A 19101-nucleotide genomic window follows, 5' to 3' on the forward strand; every position below is an offset into this window, starting at 1 on the left:
CTAGGCGCGGGACCGCGACCCGAGGTCGGTCACCCCCACCGGCGGAAGCCCTGCAGCGTGCTCGAGGACTTCGCAAAACGCCTCGACGTGGGTGCCGATGTCGGGGGTGATCGCGGTCCAGGAGGCCCGCAGTTCGAGCTGGTGGGCGCGCGGCGGTCCGGAGATATCGCCGTAACGCACCGACGTGGTGGCGGTGACGGTGCCGCCGAGAGCCGTGACGTCCTCGGCGCGTGCCTCCAGGGCGTCGACCAGCCAACTCCACGCCACTTCGGGTAGCAACGGGTCGATGGCCTCGCTGGAGTCCAGGTCGGCCTGGATGTAGGCGACCAACCGCATGGTGCCGTCCCAGGCGTCGGCGCCATCAGGGTCATACAGCAGAATCAGCCGGCCGAAGGCGTCACCCTCGGAGCGCTCCGGGACGATCGCGACGTCGGGATGCTTGACCTCGGCGCCCAGCGCGTAGCTGTAGGGCGCGAGACGCTGCGGCGGCCGGATCGGGCCCAGCTCGATCTCCGGCCGCACGGTCGCGGCGTTCATCGCCGTCACCGCCTCGCGGAATGGGGCCGGTTCGGCTGCAGTCACAACCTCTGACGCTAGACCTATCCGCAGATCCGTGGAAACAGGCGCGCCGCGGTCTGCCCGGGCCAGCCATTGACTCTGCGTGTACCAGTCAAAAGTGCGAGTGGCCTGCCTGGTCAGCGCAGAGTCAACGCAAGGCTAGAAGCGAGCCGGCCGCTTTTCGCGGTGCGCGGCCAGACCTTCGGCCACGTCCGGCCCGCTGAAGCCGAGAAATTCCAGGCCAAGCGAGGTTTCGAAGGCCGGCGCGAACATCCGGTACCAGTGGTTGAGGCTGTGTTTGGTAAACCGGATCGCCGATTGCGCGCCCTGCGCCAGGTCGCCGGCGATGCGGGTCGCGGTGGCCAGCACCTGGTCATCGTCAACGCAGGTCGAGACCAGTCCGATCCGCTCGGCTTCCTCGCCGGTCAGCGGCTCGCAGGTGAGCAGGTAGTACTTGGCCTTGGCCATGCCGACCAACAACGGCCAGCAGATCGCGGCGTGATCACCGGCGGCCACGCCCAGCTTGGTATGGCCGTCGATGATCTTGGCGTTGCGGCCCGCCACCGACACGTCGGCGAGCAGTGCCACCACCAGTCCGGCGCCGACCGCCGCACCGTGAATCGCCGAGACCACCGGCTTGTCGAGGTTGACCATGTTGAGTACCAGGTCGCGGGCCTCGCGCATGATGCGCATCCGGTCGGGAAACTCGCCCATGGTCTCCTGGATCAGGTCGAAGCTGCCGCCGGAGGAGAACGCTTTACCTTCGCCGCGGACCAGGACCACCCGCACGTCGGGGTCGCGATTGATGGCCGGCCAAATCTCGGCGAGATCGCGATGCATCTGCGGACCCACCGAGTTCAGTCCGGGAGCGTCGAGAATCACCTGCAGCACGCCGTCATCGCCGGGTTCGATTCGCAGACTTGGGAATTCGTCGTAGTTGACTGGAGGTTGCTGTACTGGCATACCGACGAGGTTACGCACGCACGGCTCGGGTCCCCACGTCGGCCTTGATGTCGCCCCTGACGATCCGTTCGGCCAGCCGCGAGGCCAGCGCCATGATGGTCAGCGCGGGGTTGGCGCTGCCCTGAGTGGGGCACACCGAACCGTCGGCCAAGAACAGGTTGGGCACCGCCCAACTTCGCTGATCGGAGTTGACGACGCTGGTGTCGGGGTCGCTGCCCATCCGTGCGCCGCCGATCAGATGGGCGAAACGCTGGATGGTCAGCACGTCCTGGGCCCGGGCCGCGTGCAGGATGTTGGTGATGACGTTGGTGGAGTACTCCATGTTGTCCTTGTCGTTGTCCGACAGCGAGTAGTCGAACCGGGCGACCGGAATCCCGTACTGGTCGGTCTCCTCGGCGAGCGTAACCCGGTTGTCGGGGTGTGGAAGCAATTCGTTGAGCACGCCGATGGTGGCCCAGTGGTTGTAGTCGCGCATGTATTCGCGCAGCGCAGCACCCCAGTGCCCGTCGGCCAGCACGTGTTCGGCCCACCCGATCGGCAGTGGCGACACCGTCTGGATGGAAAACCCGCGCGCGAAGCCGCGATCCGGATCCGTCTCGTAGAACTGTTCGGACGACACCTCCGGCGGCGGCGCCTTGTACATCCGCAGCTCGTCAGGCCAGCGGCCCGCGGTCTGCGAGGCACCCTGCACCATCACGTAGCGGCCGACTTGGTCGCTGTTGTTGCACAATCCGTTCGGGAACTTCTGACTGGTCGAGTTGAGCAGTAGCCGTGGGGTTTCGATCGAGTAGCACGCCACCGCAACCACTTTGGCCCGCTGAAACCGCTCCCTGCTGCCGTCTTCGTCGAAATATGTCACGCCGCTGGCATTTCCAGCCTCGTCGAGCTCGACGCGCGATGCCATGCAATTGGCCCGGACCTCGACACCGTGGGCCAGCGCGTCGGGCAGATGTGTGACGTACGGGCTGGCCTTGGCGTTGACCTTGCAGCCCTGCAGGCAGTAGCCACGGTAGATGCAGTGCGGCCGGTTGCCGAAGGTGCCGTTGACGATGCCGACCGGGCCGACCCGCATCTCGATGCCGAGGTTGAGCGCTCCTTCCCACAGTTTCATCGCCGCACCCGAAACTGGATGCGGGGCAAAGGGATAGCGGTGCGGATCGCCCCACGGCCAGTCCTGGCCGGCGACCGGCAACTCCTGCTCCAGGCGCTCGTAGTGTGGTCGCAGATCGGCGTAGCTGATCGGCCAGTCGGCACCGACCCGGTCCCGGGTGAACGTTTCGAAGTCGCTGGGATGGAACCGCGGTGTGTAGCCGGCGTAGTGCACCATCGAGCCGCCCACACCGCGGCCGGAGTTGTTCTTGCCCAATTCGATCGGATCCGAGCCGCCGATGATCCGCTTCTGCGTCCAATACAGCTGATGCGACCCGGCCTCGTCGGATACCCAGTCCTCGTCGGGATGCCAGAACGGGCCGGCCTCCAGAATCACGATTCGCCAGCCGGCGCGCGCCAACCGCTGGGCGAGCACCGAACCCCCGGCGCCGGCCCCCACGATCACCAGGTCGACCTCTTCGTCGTCGTGGTAGCGGCGCATGGTGGCTTTGCCGGGCAGGTCACGCGAGTGCACGTCGAGCAGGAATCGAGAATCGTTGTCGGGCGGACCGAGGGCGCCTTTGAGCAGGCCTCGCAAGAAGTCACCCATCGATGTCGTCCTCGTCGACAGTCGTGACCGGGTCCTCATCGGTGGCGCCGGGCTTCTCGTACGGCTCCCGGCTGCCAACCCCGCCGAGCCGCATGAACCCGCGGGGATAGGCCGGCCCGCCGAACCCGATCTCATTCCACGCCCACGGATGACTGTAGAAAGCCGAGAGCGCCATCCGCATCACCACCGACCACGCGCGGGAGACGTTCAACTTCTCCCAACTGCCGCCGTACAACTGGGTGTCGGCGAAGCGCTGGACGACAGATTCGCGAGTCGTCGCCTCGGCGGCGGCAAACGAGTCCGCGCCGGCGTCACGGGCCGCCTCGTCCAAGCCGGCCAGCACCAGCCGCCAGGTGTCCCGGTCGTCGGGCATGTCGTCGTATTGGTAGCCGTCCAGTTGCCCGTCGGCGAGCTTGGCGTCGACGAACTCGGCCACCGGTACCCGCGGCTCACCGTCTTGGGCCAGCACGGTGTCGCAGAACATCCGCAGTGTCGGTTCCTCGGCAGGCTCGAAGAACCGCAGCGGTCCGGGTTCATCCAGCCGGGCCAGCACCACTTTGCGGGTGGCTTCGTCCCAGGTGTCCGCGGTGGACACCACGTCGTAGTCGGGGTAGCGGCCGATCATCTGCGGTGTGACGCCGCGGCGCTGGCGCGGCAGCCACGACGGGTGCAGCGGCTTGCCGTCGGGCCGCAGGTTGGGCAGGTGCTTACCGCTGGCGATGTCGCGCATGCTCACTTCTCGCGCCGCATGATCGCCGCCAGTATGCCCATCGCGCCGACGATGCTCATCAGTCCCGGTGCGGCGATCGGCGGGCCCATCGGCACGTTGTAGTTGTACAGCCCCCAGCCACCGGGCCGGCGCGCGACGCCGCGGGCGTGAAAATACTGGCCCATCAGCCCGTTCGCCGCGTAGATCCCCGCGGTGACGGGCAGCCACCGCTTGGCCCAGTGCTTCGAGAACACCCCGGCCACCCCGGCCACCACCACCGGCGGCGTCACGACGATCGGGCTCCACATCCATTTGTTGCCGAAGCTGGCCCGGTAGTGCTCGAAGTACACCTCGGCGGTCGTCACGACCGCCGCGAACGCGGTCAGCCCCGACAGCGTCCGCTCGAAACGGCCATGTGCGATATTGCGCAACACCCGGTCAATCAGGTATTCGGCCTCGCCGACCAGGTTTGTGTCCTTGGCCGGTTTGTCCATCAGGAACATCAACCGTCTCCTTTCACGCCGTCGGGGCGGCTGAGGATGGGCACGCGCAAATGCGCGGGCCGCCGCCGCACCGACCGCATTCCCCAAAACGGCCGTGCGCACACTTCGGGCCATCTCCGTTGGCTGTCGTGGCAGCATTGAGCGCGATGACTACTCGTCGTGACCTTCCCGACTCGCCGTATCTGGCTGCCGCCGCCGGCCGCACGCCCGCCCGGTTGCCGGTGTGGTTCATGCGCCAGGCCGGCCGCTCGCTGCCCGAATACCGGGCGCTGCGGGCACAACACAGCATGCTGGCAGCCTGCTTCGACGCCGAGCTGATCACCGAGATCACCATGCAGCCGGTGCGCCGCCACGACGTCGATGCGGCGATTCTGTTCTCCGACATCGTGGTGCCGCTCCGCGGTGCGGGCGTCGAGCTCGATATCGTCCCCGACGTCGGGCCGGTCATCGCCGCACCGGTGCGCAGCGCCGACGACATCAGCGCATTGAAACCTCTTGAGCCACAAAACGTTCAACCGGTATCAGAGGCGGTGGCGCAGCTGGTGGACGCGCTCGGCGATGTTCCGCTGATCGGTTTCGCAGGTGCGCCGTTCACGTTGGCGTCCTATCTGGTGGAGGGCGGACCCAGCCGTCACCACGCTCGCACGAAGGCGATGATGCTGGCCGAGCCGGACAGCTGGCATGCGCTGATGGAAAAGCTGACCGACGTGACCATCGCCTTCCTGCGGGTACAACTCGACGCCGGGGTGGACGCCATTCAGGTGTTCGACTCGTGGGCCGGTGCGTTGTCGCTGTCGGACTACCGCCGTTATGTGCAGTCCCACAGTGCGCGGATCTTCGCCACGCTCGCCGAATACGGCGTCCCGATGACGCACTTCGGAGTGGGCACCGCCGAATTGCTGGGGCCGATGTCAGGGGCCGGCGCCACGGTGGTGGGAGTCGACTGGCGGACGTCGCTACTCGACGCCGCCTGGCGGGTCGAGGCCGGCACGGCGCTGCAGGGCAACCTCGATCCCGCGGTGCTGCTGGCAGGCTGGCCGGCGGTGGAGCGGGCGGCGCGGGCAGTGGCCGACGACGGGCGGCGTGCCGTGGAGGCCGGCGCGGCAGGCCACATCTTCAACCTCGGACATGGGGTGCTGCCCGACACCGATCCCGACGTGCTGACCGAGTTGGTGTCGTTGGTGCATTCGCTGTGACCTCGTATTGCGTTGTCGGGGGCGGCATCTCAGGGCTGACAGCCGCCTATCGGCTACGGCTGGCCGTCGGTGACGACGCGACGATCACCCTGTTCGATCCCGCCGACCGGCTCGGCGGGGTACTGCGCACCGAGCGCGTCGGCGGGCAGCCGATGGACGTCGGCGCCGAGGCGTTCGTGTTGCGCCGGCCCGAAGTGCCGGCGCTGCTTGCCGAGTTGGACCTCGCGGACCGGCAACGCGACACCACCGGTGCCCGCCCGCTGATCTACAGCCAGGCCCGGCTGCATCCACTGCCGACCGGCACGGTCAACGGAATCCCGTCGTCGGCGGAATCGGTCGCGGGTCTGGTCGACGACGGGACCGTCGCACGCATTGCCCAGGAGCCCAGCCGTCCGCTGCAGTGGCGCCGCGGCAGCGACCCGAGCGTCGCTGAAGTGGTGGCCGACCGGTTCGGCGAGCAGGTGGTGAGCCGGGTGGTGGACCCGCTGCTGGCTGGCGTGTATGCGGGTTCGGCAGCCAGTATCGGGCTGCGCGCGGCGGCGCCGTCGGTGGCCGCAGCCCTCGACGCCGGTGCAGCCAGCCTGACCGGGGCGGTGGGCCAGGTGCTGAGCACGACCAGCCGGGGGCCGGTTTTCGGCGCGGTCGACGGCGGCTACTGCGTGCTGGTCGACGCGTTGGCCCGGCGCAGCCGGGTGCGCTGGGTGCAGACGGCGGTGCAGCGCCTCGAGCATGCCGATCGGGGCTGGGTGCTGCACGACGACGCCGGGACACCATGGCAGGCCGACGGGGTCATTCTGGCCGTCCCCGCGCCGCGACTCGCGCCGCTGGTCGAAGGCATTGCCCCGCGTAGCGCCGCGGCCGCGAACCGGATTGGCAGCGCATCCTCTGCGGTGGTGGCGTTGGCGGTGCCGCCTGACACTCCCTTTCCGCACCAGTCCGGGGTGCTGGTGGCCACCGGCGAAGCTTTGCGCGCCAAGGCGATCACCTTGTCGTCGCGCAAATGGGGGAGCGGCGGCGAGGTCGAGTTGCTGCGCTTGTCGTTCGGTCGGTTCGGCGAGGATCTGGCCGTGCGGGCCTCCGACGACGAACTGCGGTCGTGGGCGGTGGACGACCTGGCCACCGTGTTCGGGGCGGCCGTCAAGCCGCTGGACGCCTGGGCGCAGCGCTGGCCAGATGCGATGCCGCAATACGGCCCCGGTCATGCCGATGTGGTTGCCGAGTTGCGTGCCGGACTGCCGCCGGGAGTGGCGGTGGCGGGCAGCTACCTCGACGGGATCGGGGTGCCGGCGTGTGTCGGCGCGGCTGGTCGAGCGGTGTCGGAACTGCTGAAGGTGGGCGTGGCACGATAGAGCCATGGCCCGCCTGGACTACGACACCCTCAACTCGACCCTGCGCTACCTGATGTTTTCGGTGTTCTCGGTACGGCCCGGCGTACTCGGGGACGAGCGAGACACCATCGTCGACGAGACCGCGACCTTCCTCAAGCAGCAGGAAGAACGCGGCGTGGTGGTGCGCGGGCTCTATGACGTCTCGGGCCTGCGGGCCGACGCCGATTTCATGATCTGGACGCACGCCGAACGCGTCGAAGCGCTGCAAGCGACCTACGCCGACTTCCGCCGCGCCACCACGCTGGGCCGGGCCTGCACGCCGGTGTGGAGCAGTGTGGCGCTGCATCGGCCTGCCGAGTTCAACAAGAGCCACGTCCCGGCGTTTATCGCCGGCGAAGAGCCGGGCGCTTACATCTGCGTCTACCCCTTCGTGCGGTCCTACGAGTGGTATCTGCTGCCCGACGAAGAGCGCCGCCGCATGTTATCCGAGCATGGGATGGCCGCGCGCGGGTACAAGGACGTCCGAGCCAACACGGTGCCGGCCTTCGCGCTGGGCGACTACGAGTGGATCCTGGCGTTCGAGGCGCCCGAACTGGACCGGATCGTCGACCTGATGCGCGATCTGCGGGCCACCGACGCACGCCGGCACACCCGCGCCGAGACCCCCTTCTTCACCGGGCCGCGGGTGCCGGTCGAGCAGTTGATGGCTTCGCTGCCATGACGTCTCCGGTCGATCCCAGCCGTTTCGAAGAGATGTACCGCGATGAGCGGACCTCGCATGGATTGCCGACGGCCACGCCATGGGACATCGGCGGCCCGCAGCCGGTGGTTCAGCAGCTGGTGGCGCTGGGCGCGATCAAGGGCGAGGTACTCGATCCGGGCACCGGCCCCGGCCACCATGCGATCTACTACGCGTCGAAGGGCTATTCGGCCACCGGCGTCGACGCGTCACCGAGCGGTCTGGAACGTGCGCGGGAAAACGCTCGTAAAGCCGGCGTTTCGGTGAACTTCGAATTGGCCGACGCCACCCGGCTCGAGCGGCTGGACAACCGCTTCGACACCGTCGTCGACTGCGCCTTTTATCACACCTTCAGCACCGACCCCGAGCTACAGCAGTCGTATGCCAAGGCGTTGCACCGCGCCACCAAACCCGGTGCGCGGCTGTACATGTTCGAGTTTGGTCCGCACAGCGTCAACGGCTTTCGCATGCCGCGGTCACTGTCCGAGGACGACTTTCGACAGGTGCTTCCGGCCGGTGGCTGGGAGATCACGTACCTGGGTCCGACCACCTACCAGGTCAATCTCAGCGCGCAATCCTTCGAGATGATGCTGGCACGCAATCCCGATATGGCTGACCAGATCAAGCCGGTAGCCGAGCGGTTTCAGGTCATCGAACCGTGGCTGGAGGGCGGCCGGGCACACGCCCCGTTCTGGGAAGTGCACGCAGTCCGGGTGGACTGACTGTCGCGAGAGTGCAACTAGCGACATCGTCTCTCGCGAAACGTGTCGGTAGTTGCACTTTCGCGAGAGATCAGGCAGGCACCAGCTTGAGGCAGATCGAGTTGATGCAATAGCGCTGATCGGTCGGCGTCTGATAGCCCTCGCCTTCGAAGACGTGGCCCAAGTGGCTGTGGCAGTTGGCGCACAGCACTTCGATGCGACGCATGCCCAACGAGTCGTCGGACCGCAGGATCACCGCATCCGAGGCCGACGGGTCGAAGAATGACGGCCAGCCGCAATGGGATTCGAACTTCTCGCTGCTGCGGAACAGCTCGGCCCCACAGGCCCGGCACTGGTAAATGCCCTCGGTTTTGGTGTCGGTGTATTCACCGCTGAAGGGCCGCTCGGTGCCGGCTTGCCGTAGCACCGCGAACTCCTCCGGCGTGAGCTTCTGCCGCCATTCGTCGTCGCTCAACTGCACCCTGGGAGAGGTCATGCTTCCACGCTAGCGCGCCGGCTGCTCGCTCGTCAGCCACGCCGGATCGATCCCGTCGTCCAGCCGGTTTTCCGCCTTGGCGTCCAGATAACGGAAGTACAGCACCGTGAACACCACAATCATCAGCAGCGACCAGCCGTAGGTGATCTTCAGGTACTCCAGCGGACGCCCGATATACATCCAGTTGAACAGCAGCCAGCGGTCCATCGTCAAGAAGCCGTAGATACCCAGCCATGCCGGCCAGTTGCGGATCACCGAGTTGGGCAACACCACCGTCATCAAGAACGGGAACAGCATCATCGAGTAGTAGCCCTGCGCCAGCGACAGCACCAGCCAGGACCACAGCAACACCACACCAGAGGAAGTGAGCAGCCAAAACCGCGGGTCGCGGGTCCGGTAGTAGCGGTACAGCAGCCACAAACTACCAATCGCGATGAGCGTGAACAGGATTCGCAGAAACATGATCAACCAGGTGGGCAACCCGAAGTATACACCGTTGCCCAGGATCGAGCTGTTGAAGTAGTCGCGGGTACCCATGATGTAGGGCAGTGTGCGGGTGAAGAAGTCCATCGGATCGCTGAGCAGTGGCAGCGCGGCCAGGTTGAACACCGCCGGCACCACGATGGCGACTATCACCGCGCGCCACTGCCGGTTGAGCAGCGGCAGCAGTAGCAGCGGTCCCAGGACCGGTTTGACCACCAGCGCCAATCCGATCGCCACACCAGCCGGCCACTGGCGGCCGTCGAGCAGCCACCGGAAGAACAGCACTTCCAACAGCAGGATGCAGCCGTTGATGTTGGTGAACACCAACGTGTTGGTCACTGATTCGGTGCAGAACATCGCCAGCAGCAGCGCTGGTGCGGCCACTGAGGTGACGGTGAAGTTGAACATCCGCAGCAGCAGGTAGGCCGCGATCACGATCGCAATGGTGTTGCACGCAATGAACAGGTAGCGCGACTCGGCGAACGACAGATAGCCGAACGGCGCCATGAGCAGCGTGCCGCCGGGCGGGTAGAGGTAGTGCGGGTCGACGTAGTCGAAATGCTCGTTGTAGATGTCCAAGCCGTGCCGAAAGTTGGACACCGCCCGGTACACGGGTTTGAAGTCGTCGGTGATGTTGCCGTTGGTCGTCACCACCACGCTGCGGTGGATGATGGCCAGAATGGCCGCCGGCCACAGCACCGACCGCAGCACCGTCGCGATGCTGGGGGCGCTGGTGCGGGGACGAAACAAGGAGTCAACCGTCGTCACCAGCGCACCGTACACCGGTGCCTCGCCGACCCAAGTATCAGGCGGGACAGTAGGTGTCGGTGTCGGGCAGGTGGCCGCTGTCCAGGTAACCGATCAGCGGCGGTACCGCACACGAGGAGTAAATGCTGGCGCCGTGGCCGATTCCCTGCCACATCACCCGCTTGCTGGCCGCGGTGGCGTTGATGATGGTGGCGGCCGTTGCGGCGACGCCCTCGGAGCCGACGATCGGGTCGTTCTGCACGCCCAGCAACAGGACGTTGACCTTGAGGGTCTTCGGTGCTTGCGGCGGGGAGCCGCTTGGCCAGTGCACACACTTGACGAGATCCAGCGCGCCGACCCTGCCGAACTGCGGGTAGAGCTTGCCCCACTCGACCACCAGTTGGCGCACACGATCCGGGGTCGGGCGGTTGAGCGCGTCGCTGCAGCTGTTGATGAACTGGCCGTCGGTGCCGCGGGTGGATTCAGCCCGGTTGATCAGCGATGTCAACAAGTTGGTGTCGCCGGAGCGGGCGTTGGCCAGCGCGGTGGCCAGGTCGGTGGTGGTTCCGATGCGGTCCCCGGTGGGGAAACCCAGCGCGGTGGAGATGGCGTTGGCCACCGATGCCACCGACGCGCCGGCGAGCCCGTGGCCGGCGCGGGCGTCGGCGAGCAGCGAATCGACGGCGCCCTTGGGGTCGGGTCCCAGCGCACAGTTCACCGCCGCGCACTGGGCAGCGAACGCGTCCAGCGCCGCCTGTTCGCCCTTGACCCGCTGCTCGGCAGCGGCTTCGGCGCCCACGCCCAAGGCGATCGGCGAGTCCAGGATCAACCTGGACACCTTGTCGGGACGAGACCCGGCGTAGCTCAGCGCCACCTGGGCGCCGTTGCCGATCCCGACCAGCGCCAGCGCGGGCACGTCCCAGATGCTGCGCAGCCGTTCGAGGTCGCCGGCCGAGTGCGTGTTGTCGTAGGCGGAGTCGCCGGGGGCGATGGTGTCGGTGCAGCTGGTGGTGGCGTTTTGGGTGATGTCGGCGAGGTTGGCCACCGGATCGTCGCCCGTCTCGAACTGCGATTGGTTGCGCATTTCCAGACGGTCGAACTGGTCGCGGCAGTCGACAGGACTCGACAGGCCCATGCCGCGACGGTCGACGGCGACGACGGGGTGGGCGCGCAACACGTCGGCGCCCGCGCGCGACAGCCACACCGGCAATTGCAGCGACGACGGCAGATCCGAACCGGTGGTGAACACCAGTGGGCCGGCATCCTCCGGGGTCTGCACGGAGCGGGCGCGGACCACGCCGATGCTCAGCGTTCCCGACGAGCCGTTAACCGGGTCGAGGTCGGCATCGTAGTTGGCGCAATCCAGTTTGACTCCGGGAGCGGCGGGGACGGCGGCGTCGCCGAACACCCGCGACGTGCAATCTCGCCACGACAAGTCGTTCTTGGGAGCCGCGATCGGCGGCGGACCACCGGGCGATTGGGTCTTTGCGGCTTTCCCTTGCGGGTGGGCACCGGAGTTGGTGGCAAAGCGCGGGTTAGCGGCCAGACCCGGCGCACAGCTGGCCACCAACGCAGTCACCGCGACCAAGGTTGCGGCGTAGATGGCGTGCCGGTTCATGCGACCACAGTAACTAGACGCCGCGGACATAGCGGGTGTAGAGGTAGCCGTCCTCGTCGGACAGGATGTGGGCGCAGCGCATCGCGCTTTGCACCTGGCCCGGCCCGGTCGCGATACGGCGGGCCTGACCGCCCACCACACACGGTGCGATTGTCAGGCACAGCTCGTCGAGCATGCCGCCTTCGACCAGCGAGCCGAACAGCATCGGGCCACCCTCGGTCAGCACCCGGTTGAGGCCACGGCTGGTCAGCGCCTTCAGTAGGGCGGCCTCGTCGACCAGCGCCGGATCACGGCCCGAACAGTCGACGACCTCGGCCAGGCCACCCAGCCGACGACGGGTCGCCTCGGCCGACGCAGCGCAGGTGAGCACCAGCGGCGGCACCTCGGTGCGGGTGAACACCGGCATGTCGCGCTCCAGCCGGCCGGACTTGGTCACGATCGCCAGCGGCGGGACTTCGCTTTGGCCGCGGGCCTGTCGCCGCTGCCGCGCCGATACGCCCGGGCGCGCCCCGGAATAGCTTTCGATGCGCACCGTGCCCGCACCGACCAGGATGACGTCGGCGAGTTCGCGCAGCAGGCTGAACAACGCCCGGTCGACGGGCCCGCCCAATTGGCCGGTGGTGCCGCCGACGGTGCCGCCCCCGTCGATGCTGGCGATGAAGTTGGCCCGCACCCACAACCCGTCCGATGGATAGGCGTACAGGTTGGGCAGATCGCCGTCGTCGAGCCGGCGGGTGGAGCCCAACAGTGTGAGCTCAGCGGTGAGGTCGGGTCCAAGCTCGGCCATGAGCTTGATTGCAGCACGTCGTTACAGTGCCTGCATGCACGGCCCCACCTCTACGGACGCCACCGACGCAATCGGGCATCTGGTGGATCGGCATCCGACCGTCTCCCCGGAGCGGCTGATCGGCCAGTTGACGCCCCCGCCGATGTTTGCCGGGGTCAGCTTCGCGACCTACCGTCCCGACCCTGCCCAACCAAGCCAAACCGCTGCCGTCGAGGCATGTCAACAATTTTGCCGACAGGCTGTCGAGCGCCGGGCCGGTCGCCGCAAGCTGTTCGGCAAGCGGGCGGTAGTGCCCGGTATCGGGCTCTACCTCGACGGCGGCTTCGGCGTCGGTAAAACCCATCTGCTGGCCTCCGCGTACCGCCAGATACCCGACGGCATGCACCGCAAGGCGTTTGCGACGTTCATGGAGTTGACTCAGCTGGCCGGGGTATTCGGCTTCGCCGAATGCATCGACCTGCTTGCCGATTACACGCTGGTCTGCATCGACGAATTCGAGCTGGACGATCCGGGAAACACCACGCTGATCGCCCGGATGCTCGCCCAGCTCGTCGAGCGCGGTGTGTCGCTGGCCGCCACGTCGAACACGTTGCCCGAACAGCTCGGCGAAGGCCGCTTTGCCGCCCAGGATTTCCTGCGTGAAATCAACACGCTGGCAAGCATTTTCACCGTCGTGCGGATTGACGGGCCCGACTATCGACATCGCGGCCTGCCGGCCGCACCCGAGCCGCCGTCCGATGACCAGGTCGCCGCGTCTGCCACGCGTGTCGACGGAGCCACTCTCGACGACTTCGACGAGCTGTGCGCGCATCTGGCCACCATGCACCCGTCGCGCTATCTGGCGTTGATCGAAGGCGTGACCGCGGTGTATCTGACCGGCGTGCACGGCATCGACGACCAAAACGTCGCGCTGCGACTGGTGGCGCTGACCGACCGGCTCTATGACGCCGGAATACCCGTGGCGGCCTCGGGTGAGAAGCTGGACCACATTTTCAGTGAAGAGATGCTCGCCGGCGGTTTTCGGAAGAAGTACCTGCGTGCCACGTCGCGCCTGCTGGCGCTGACGGCATCGAGCTAGAGCCGCCGGACCATCACGTAGTCGTCCTCGCGACGCTCGCCTACCTGAAACGTTCTGGTGCCGCTGACGATAAAGCCATGTTTGGTATAGAAGCGTTGAGCGCGTTGGTTTTGCCGGTTGACGCCAAGCCACATGCAGGTGGTGCCCAGCTTCTCGGCAGCAGCCAACGCGGCGGTCATCAATGCCGTCGACACTGCCGTGCGGTGATGATGTTCGACCACGTAGATTTTCGAAAGCTCTACGGCTGGAACGGCGCTGACTGCCCGCCTTACGTCGGGGTCGTCGGTGACGCCGCAGACCAGCATCGCATAGCCCGCAATCCGGCCGGCTTGCTCGGCGACCAGCAACACGCGTTCGGGATCAGCGAGATACTCGGCGAAGCGCGCCGCAGACAAATTGGCTTCGACGAACGCCGCGATGTTCGCCGGTGTCACTGACGCCGGACAGGCCAGGGGAAAGGTGTCAGCGGCGACGGCGGCCAGTTCGTCGAGATCGACGGAATCGGCGCCGGCAACGCGAACCGTGAGAGTGTCTGTCGTCAGAGATTCCACTGCGCCAGGTGGGTGCCGGTCTTCTTGTCCAGCAGCACCACATTCGAGACCGGATCACGCTGGACGTCCCAGTACACGCCACCGCGGACCACCGACCCGGCCGGCGCATTCCCCAACGCGACTTCCAGAGCGTCGGGAGCATCGGATGGCCGCGGCCGGTAGGCGTCGGCGAACGGTGTGACGCCGACGAAACTGAAATCGGTGCCCATCTGGAACGGATTAGGCATCCTGATCGCGTGGATCGCCACGTCGGCACGGTCGACCCCGCTGCCGGGGAAGCCTTTGACGTAGTTACCGCCGCGCTGGTAGCCGAATCCAGGAGGCGCATCGACACGCTGGACGCTGCTGACGGTGATGTCGGCGATCATCTTGCCGGTGTCCACCCGCAACGTGTCACCGAGTCGTCCGATCGGTGCCTCGCTGGCCGAGGCAGGTGGAGCGGCGACGAACCCCGCGACCATGACGGTGATCACGACAATCAACCAGCGGTGCATTGTTTCCTCCTCGGCGACCTTCGCATGATGGCACATCGCGGCGTCTGCGTCGCCGAGTTGGTCGGCAATCAAGCTCAGTCGCTTTTTTGCGCTACCAGCGATTCCAATACGGCGATCAGGTCGGTCTCCGCCCGGACTTTGTCGACACCGGCGCGGTGCAGCGGGCCGGCGCCATCTTCCAGCTCGAGCAGTGCCAGCAATATGTGTTCGGTGCCGATGTAGTTGTGGCCCAAGCGCAGTGCTTCACGGAAGGTCAACTCGAGCGCCTTGCGGGCCGGGCCGCTGAAGGGAATCAGCTGGGGCGGGTTTTCTACCGCCGCGGGCAGTGTGACGGCGGCTCGAACCGATTCGACGTCGACCTGCTGGGCCGCGAGCAGCTTGGGGGCCAGCCCCTCAGAATCGCCGAGCACACCTAGCACCAGATGATCGGGGGTGATTTCGCTGTTGTGCGCTGCGTGGGCGGCGTTTTGGGCGGCGACGACTGCGTTGCGGGCCCGCGGCGTGAAGCGCTCGAAGCCTTGCTCGGGATCCACCGCGAAGGGCTGCGCGCGAAAAACGAACCGCTTCTGGGCGGCTTGCTTGGTGACACCCATGCTCTGGCCGATGTCGGTCCAGGATGCTCCGGAGCGGCGCGCCTGGTCGACGAAATGTCCGATCAGGTGGTCGGCAACCTCGCCCAGATGTTCGGCCGCCAGAACGGCATCGCTGAGTTGGTCCAGCACATCTGGGTGAACGTGCTTGATGGCACCGATTAATTCGTCGAGGCGGACTGGATAGGCGATCGGCGTCGGGTTGGCGGCGGGTCCTGTCATGGCGTCAACATTAGGTTGACGCCCGGATCGCGTCAACCCTGAGTTGACTACCGCGGTTAGGCCATTTTTGGGCTTGTGTTGAATTACACTGCCGACCATGCGTCCAACCGTGGCTACCGATTGGCGGCGTATGGTTCGGCCGATTCGACGTTTGGCTGCGGCTGTCGCGTGTGTGTTCGCGTTGGCCGGGGTGCCGTTCTCCGTTGTCACGCTCAGCGTTCCGGCACCGAGCCGCGCCGATGTGTGCGAAGACGGTCAGCCGGACTGCTCGGACAGCTCATGCGACGACTCAGACGGTTGCCAGGCGCCACCGCCGGTCTTCGTCCCCGTGCCGGTACCGCGCCCCAATGTCAATGCGTGTGTCAACCTCGGCGGGCGGCGTCGGGTCAGCGTGAGCGGATGCATCTGAGTCGTCGGCGCTGACCGCCGCGCCTCAGCCCTTCGGGTAACCGCGTCGAACGGTGCGATCCAAAATGCCCAGCGTGGCGCGCAACGCGAGTTCGGAGATGACCGGGAAAATTCCCGCCGCACGCCACTTCTCGTCGATTTCCGACCAGTCGTAAAACGATGTGACTACGGTGCTTTCACCGTCCTGATCAGGCTCGAGGCGGTAGCCGTAGACATGGCCGATCTGCGGTCGGATCTGACCCAGAATTGTCCAGGAGATCAGCCGGTCGGGCTCGAATTCGCGGATGCTGACGGTGACGTCGTAGCGGCCCATTTGCGGGAAGTCGTTGAGCGCCTCGCGGTCCATGTGCACGACGAAGCTGTCACCGACTGCACCCACGGGTCCGCCGTCCGCGTCCTGCAACATCCCCGATGAGTCGATGGCGACATGGCCATGTGGGTCGCACAGCACCGCGAAGATGTCGGCCGCCGGTGCCGCGATGCGGCGTTGCACCTCGATTCGTTCGGTCATGAGCCGCTGCCGGGACTGCCGCCACCACCGGCCGTGTAGGAGGCGGCGCCGGTGCCGGCAAGCTTTCCGCCGTCGACGATGAGGTATTCCTCGCGGATGGGGCGCCCGGCGAACCAGTCTTCGAGGATCTCGCGGGTGCCCGCGGCGTAGCGCGCCTGGGCCGAAAGGGTGCTCCCTGAGATGTGCGGCGTCATCGCGTTGTGCGGCATGGTGCGCCAGGGGTGGTCGGCGGGCGGCGGTTGGGGATACCACACGTCGCCGGCGTAACCGGCGAGTTGGCCGCTTTGCAGTGCTGCCACGATCGCGTCGCGCACGCAGATCTCGGCGCGGGCGGTGTTGACGATGTAGGAGCCGCGGCGCATCGATCCCAGCAGCTTTTCGTCGAACAAATGGTAGGTCTGCGGATGCAGCGGGGCGTGGATGGACACCACGTCGACCGCACGCACCAGCGACGCCACGTCGGGATGAAACGTCACGTTCAATTCCTGCTCGAGCTCAGCGGGCAGGCGGCGGGTGTCGGTGTAATGCAGGTTGACGTCGAAGGGCGCCATGCGGCGCAGCACGGCCTGTCCGATGCGGCCGGCGGCCATCACGCCGACTTCGAGACCCTCCACGTCGTAGGCATGCGCCACACAGTCGGCGATGTTCCAGCCGCCCTCGGCCGCCCATTGGTGTGACGGGACGAAGTTGCGCACCAGCGCCAGAATCTGCATGACGGCATGCTCGGCCACACTGATGCTGTTGCTGTAAGTTTCCTCGGCCACGGTGATGCCGCGGGTGATCGCGGCGTCGAGGTCGACGTGGTCCGAGCCGATTCCCGCGGTGATCGCCAGCTTGAGCTTCGGTGCCTTGGCGATTCGCTCTGCGGTCAAGTACGCGGGCCAAAATGGCTGGGAAATCACGATATCGGCATCAGGTAGCTCACGCTCGAACTCCGAATCCGGGCCGTCTTTGTCCGAGGTGACCACCAACTGGTGGCCACCGTCTTCGAGGAACTTGCGCAACCCCAACGCGCCGGACACACAACCCACCAACTCACCGGGAGTGAAGTCGATCGATGACGGGCTGGGCAGACTCTGACCGCCCGGGTAGCCCTGCAACACCGGGATGCTGTCGCGCGCATACGCCGGGGGATAACCGGTTACCGGGTCGGGATAGAGCACCAGCACGACCTTGGCCATGACGTAATTCCTCCTCAGTGTCCGCGTTATCGAGCCCGGATCGAGACTAGCCCTTGCCATCGACAGGACAGCACTGCCGGGGTGCGCGATGATGGAGCGGTGAAACTGCTCTCGATGCTGGCCGGCATGGCGGCCATGATCTGCTTGGCCGTGCCGGCCAACGCCGATCCGGGCGGCGTCGATGCGGAGTTCGTGGCGGCCCTGAGCAAGGCCGGCATCACCTACGGCAGCCCCGAACAGGCTGTCGCGGCGGGCAGACAGGTGTGCACGCTGATGGACAGCGGCCAGCAGGACATCGACATCGTCAGGAAGGTGGCCGAGCAGAATCCCGGCTTCACCATCTCCGGTGCCGCCAAGTTCGCCGCGATCGCGGCGAGCGCGTACTGCCCCGAATATGTCGTCGGCAGTCCCAGCCCAGACGCCAATTAATTTGCCGTAGAACAGGCTTGGCTATAGCTGTCAGGCCGCGCCGCCTTCGGCCGCGTCGTCGAGCTACCCGAGGCTGCCCGGTGTTCCGGCTGGGACTTGTTCGTTGCTGACCCAGTTGCAGGGCATCCACGTCCGCCACGCGATGAACGCGCACCGCTGCTCGGGGGTCAGTGGGCCCGGGCCCGCACACGGCACGTCCGGCGTGCCGCATACCTGGCCGGGGTCGGCATGGACCGGTCCAGCACCGGCAGCTACGCCAACGGCCGCCGATGCGGAAACCGCCGCGACAGCGAACACATACTTAACCCCTGTGACTGCTTTCATCTCGATTCCTTCCCGGGGGGATGCTAACTCCGGGCACCGACGACCTGGCCGCATTCGACATACGGACAGCGCACTGTGGGCAGCGGTACATGTCGCACCCTCTGCTTAAGGTCTTTGACACGACGACGGGGCGCAATGTCTTGGGCCCGAAAGCGCTGCGGCCGTATTGACCGCTCGGTGTTGGGGCACTTCGCGTCCAGGTATCGAGAGAGGACAACCGACATGACTCGAATCGCCTTGGCGATAGTGGCGGCGACGCTGGCGTTAAGCGGCGGGCTGCTAGTCGCGCCGCCGGCGCACGCGCTTCCGCGATGCCTGTTCGATGGCGACTGGAACTGTCAGGGGCCACCCCAGTACAACGGCCCGGGGCTGAACACCTGGGACGTCCCGGGCACCTACGGCGGGTGGACGACACTGCCGCTAATTTGCGACCCCGGGACCGGCGCCTGCCGGCAGTACGTGACGCCATGAGCGGGTAGCAGGCTTGTGACCTGCACAAACACTGGTGCGCGGTACTGGGATTGAACCAGCGACCTCTTCCGTGTCAGGGAAGCGCTCTCCCGCTGAGCTAACCGCGCGTGGATCGAAGAAATCGAGGTGGAGACGGGAATCGAACCCGTGTGCACGGCTTTGCAGGCCGTTGCCTCACCACTCGGCCACTCCACCGCTGGGGTTGATGCCACTAGCATCTTCGAGCGGATGACGGGATTCGAACCCGCGACCCTCACCTTGGCAAGGTGATGCGCTACCAACTGCGCTACATCCGCGAGCCACGGACGAGATCGT

General features: G+C 66.5%; 22 protein-coding genes and 3 tRNA genes. 7 read left to right on the plus strand and 18 right to left on the minus strand.

Going from position 1 to position 19101, the window contains the following annotated elements:
• The 5 genes from AC5Y49_RS08565 to AC5Y49_RS08585 form a co-directional block, all read right to left on the minus strand.
• Window positions 1–537 (minus strand): DUF3000 domain-containing protein, encoded by a 537-nt coding sequence (locus AC5Y49_RS08565; protein WP_499886349.1) that lies wholly within the window; start codon window positions 535–537, stop codon window positions 1–3.
• Between the two features lie 180 nt (window positions 538–717).
• Window positions 718–1521: an enoyl-CoA hydratase/isomerase family protein gene (locus tag AC5Y49_RS08570; protein WP_499885905.1), complete on the minus strand. Its 804-nt coding sequence runs from the start codon at window positions 1519–1521 to the stop codon at window positions 718–720.
• Window positions 1522–1531: 10 nt separating this feature from the next.
• Window positions 1532–3220: a GMC family oxidoreductase gene (locus AC5Y49_RS08575; protein ID WP_499885907.1), complete on the minus strand. Its 1689-nt coding sequence runs from the start codon at window positions 3218–3220 to the stop codon at window positions 1532–1534.
• A complete protein-coding gene (locus AC5Y49_RS08580; RefSeq protein ID WP_499885910.1) occupies window positions 3213–3950 on the minus strand; it encodes a gluconate 2-dehydrogenase subunit 3 family protein in 738 nt (245 codons plus the stop codon). The genes AC5Y49_RS08575 and AC5Y49_RS08580 overlap by 8 nt, the downstream gene beginning before the upstream one ends.
• A 2-nt stretch (window positions 3951–3952) precedes the next feature.
• On the minus strand, window positions 3953–4423 hold the full coding sequence (locus AC5Y49_RS08585; RefSeq protein ID WP_499886350.1) for a hypothetical protein: 471 nt from the start codon (window positions 4421–4423) through the stop codon (window positions 3953–3955).
• A gap of 155 nt (window positions 4424–4578) precedes the next feature.
• Between AC5Y49_RS08585 and hemE the strand changes: the two genes are divergently transcribed.
• From hemE to AC5Y49_RS08605, 4 genes are read left to right on the plus strand one after another with little or no spacing between them, the layout of a single operon-like run.
• Window positions 4579–5628 (plus strand): uroporphyrinogen decarboxylase, encoded by a 1050-nt coding sequence (gene hemE / locus AC5Y49_RS08590; RefSeq protein ID WP_499885912.1) that lies wholly within the window; start codon window positions 4579–4581, stop codon window positions 5626–5628.
• On the plus strand, window positions 5625–6977 hold the full coding sequence (locus AC5Y49_RS08595) for a protoporphyrinogen oxidase (protein ID WP_499885916.1): 1353 nt from the start codon (window positions 5625–5627) through the stop codon (window positions 6975–6977). Before hemE ends, AC5Y49_RS08595 begins: the two co-directional genes overlap by 4 nt.
• Before the next feature lie 4 nt (window positions 6978–6981).
• Complete coding sequence (hemQ, locus tag AC5Y49_RS08600; protein WP_499885918.1) at window positions 6982–7677, plus strand: hydrogen peroxide-dependent heme synthase; 696 nt, start codon at window positions 6982–6984, stop codon at window positions 7675–7677.
• Window positions 7674–8417, plus strand: a complete 744-nt coding sequence (locus AC5Y49_RS08605) for a class I SAM-dependent methyltransferase (protein WP_499885920.1) — start codon at window positions 7674–7676, stop codon at window positions 8415–8417. Before hemQ ends, AC5Y49_RS08605 begins: the two co-directional genes overlap by 4 nt.
• A gap of 70 nt (window positions 8418–8487) precedes the next feature.
• On the opposite strand, the gene msrB is transcribed toward AC5Y49_RS08605, so the two are convergent.
• From msrB to AC5Y49_RS08625, 4 genes are read right to left on the minus strand one after another with little or no spacing between them, the layout of a single operon-like run.
• A complete protein-coding gene (msrB, locus tag AC5Y49_RS08610) occupies window positions 8488–8892 on the minus strand; it encodes a peptide-methionine (R)-S-oxide reductase MsrB (protein WP_499885921.1) in 405 nt (134 codons plus the stop codon).
• A gap of 9 nt (window positions 8893–8901) precedes the next feature.
• A complete protein-coding gene (gene aftC, locus AC5Y49_RS08615; protein WP_499885922.1) occupies window positions 8902–10158 on the minus strand; it encodes an arabinofuranan 3-O-arabinosyltransferase in 1257 nt (418 codons plus the stop codon).
• Between the two features lie 22 nt (window positions 10159–10180).
• A complete protein-coding gene (locus AC5Y49_RS08620) occupies window positions 10181–11740 on the minus strand; it encodes an alpha/beta hydrolase (protein ID WP_499885923.1) in 1560 nt (519 codons plus the stop codon).
• A 13-nt stretch (window positions 11741–11753) separates the two neighbouring features.
• The gene (locus AC5Y49_RS08625; protein WP_499885924.1) at window positions 11754–12527 is read right to left on the minus strand and encodes a pyrimidine reductase family protein; all 774 of its coding nucleotides are present in this window, start codon (window positions 12525–12527) and stop codon (window positions 11754–11756) included.
• Between AC5Y49_RS08625 and zapE the strand changes: the two genes are divergently transcribed.
• Window positions 12526–13605 carry a cell division protein ZapE gene (zapE, locus tag AC5Y49_RS08630; RefSeq protein ID WP_499885925.1) on the plus strand — a complete coding sequence of 360 codons (1080 nt, stop codon included), beginning with the start codon at window positions 12526–12528 and terminating at the stop codon, window positions 13603–13605. The two genes, AC5Y49_RS08625 and zapE, sit on opposite strands and share 2 nt — an antisense overlap.
• Here zapE and AC5Y49_RS08635 read toward each other — a convergent pair.
• The 5 genes from AC5Y49_RS08635 to AC5Y49_RS08655 form a co-directional block, all read right to left on the minus strand.
• Window positions 13602–14156 (minus strand): GNAT family N-acetyltransferase, encoded by a 555-nt coding sequence (locus tag AC5Y49_RS08635; protein WP_499885926.1) that lies wholly within the window; start codon window positions 14154–14156, stop codon window positions 13602–13604. The genes zapE and AC5Y49_RS08635 overlap by 4 nt on opposite strands.
• Window positions 14144–14650, minus strand: coding sequence for a hypothetical protein (locus tag AC5Y49_RS08640; protein ID WP_499886351.1), 507 nt, complete (start codon window positions 14648–14650; stop codon window positions 14144–14146). The genes AC5Y49_RS08635 and AC5Y49_RS08640 overlap by 13 nt, the downstream gene beginning before the upstream one ends.
• A gap of 74 nt (window positions 14651–14724) precedes the next feature.
• Window positions 14725–15462 carry a Clp protease N-terminal domain-containing protein gene (locus tag AC5Y49_RS08645; protein WP_499885928.1) on the minus strand — a complete coding sequence of 246 codons (738 nt, stop codon included), beginning with the start codon at window positions 15460–15462 and terminating at the stop codon, window positions 14725–14727.
• A 433-nt stretch (window positions 15463–15895) separates the two neighbouring features.
• Window positions 15896–16381, minus strand: coding sequence for an SRPBCC family protein (locus AC5Y49_RS08650; protein ID WP_499885929.1), 486 nt, complete (start codon window positions 16379–16381; stop codon window positions 15896–15898).
• The gene (locus AC5Y49_RS08655; RefSeq protein WP_499885930.1) at window positions 16378–17562 is read right to left on the minus strand and encodes an NAD-dependent formate dehydrogenase; all 1185 of its coding nucleotides are present in this window, start codon (window positions 17560–17562) and stop codon (window positions 16378–16380) included. The genes AC5Y49_RS08650 and AC5Y49_RS08655 overlap by 4 nt, the downstream gene beginning before the upstream one ends.
• Window positions 17563–17676: 114 nt before the next feature.
• On the opposite strand from AC5Y49_RS08655, the gene AC5Y49_RS08660 reads away from it, so the two are divergent.
• Window positions 17677–17991 carry a DUF732 domain-containing protein gene (locus AC5Y49_RS08660; RefSeq protein WP_499885932.1) on the plus strand — a complete coding sequence of 105 codons (315 nt, stop codon included), beginning with the start codon at window positions 17677–17679 and terminating at the stop codon, window positions 17989–17991.
• Window positions 17992–18054: 63 nt separating this feature from the next.
• Here the strand turns inward: AC5Y49_RS08660 and AC5Y49_RS08665 are convergent, their stop codons facing one another.
• A complete protein-coding gene (locus tag AC5Y49_RS08665) occupies window positions 18055–18315 on the minus strand; it encodes a hypothetical protein (RefSeq protein WP_499885934.1) in 261 nt (86 codons plus the stop codon).
• A 222-nt stretch (window positions 18316–18537) separates the two neighbouring features.
• On the opposite strand from AC5Y49_RS08665, the gene AC5Y49_RS08670 reads away from it, so the two are divergent.
• Window positions 18538–18786, plus strand: coding sequence for a hypothetical protein (locus AC5Y49_RS08670; protein WP_499885936.1), 249 nt, complete (start codon window positions 18538–18540; stop codon window positions 18784–18786).
• A gap of 32 nt (window positions 18787–18818) precedes the next feature.
• On the opposite strand, the gene AC5Y49_RS08675 is transcribed toward AC5Y49_RS08670, so the two are convergent.
• The 3 genes from AC5Y49_RS08675 to AC5Y49_RS08685 form a co-directional block, all read right to left on the minus strand.
• Window positions 18819–18893: transfer RNA gene (locus AC5Y49_RS08675), tRNA-Val, on the minus strand.
• Between the two features lie 17 nt (window positions 18894–18910).
• Window positions 18911–18981 (minus strand) — tRNA-Cys (locus AC5Y49_RS08680).
• A 28-nt stretch (window positions 18982–19009) separates the two neighbouring features.
• Window positions 19010–19082 (minus strand) — tRNA-Gly (locus tag AC5Y49_RS08685).
• Between the last annotated feature and the right edge of the window lie 19 nt (window positions 19083–19101).

It is taken from the genome of Mycobacterium sp. NGS62 (assembly GCF_059812285.1).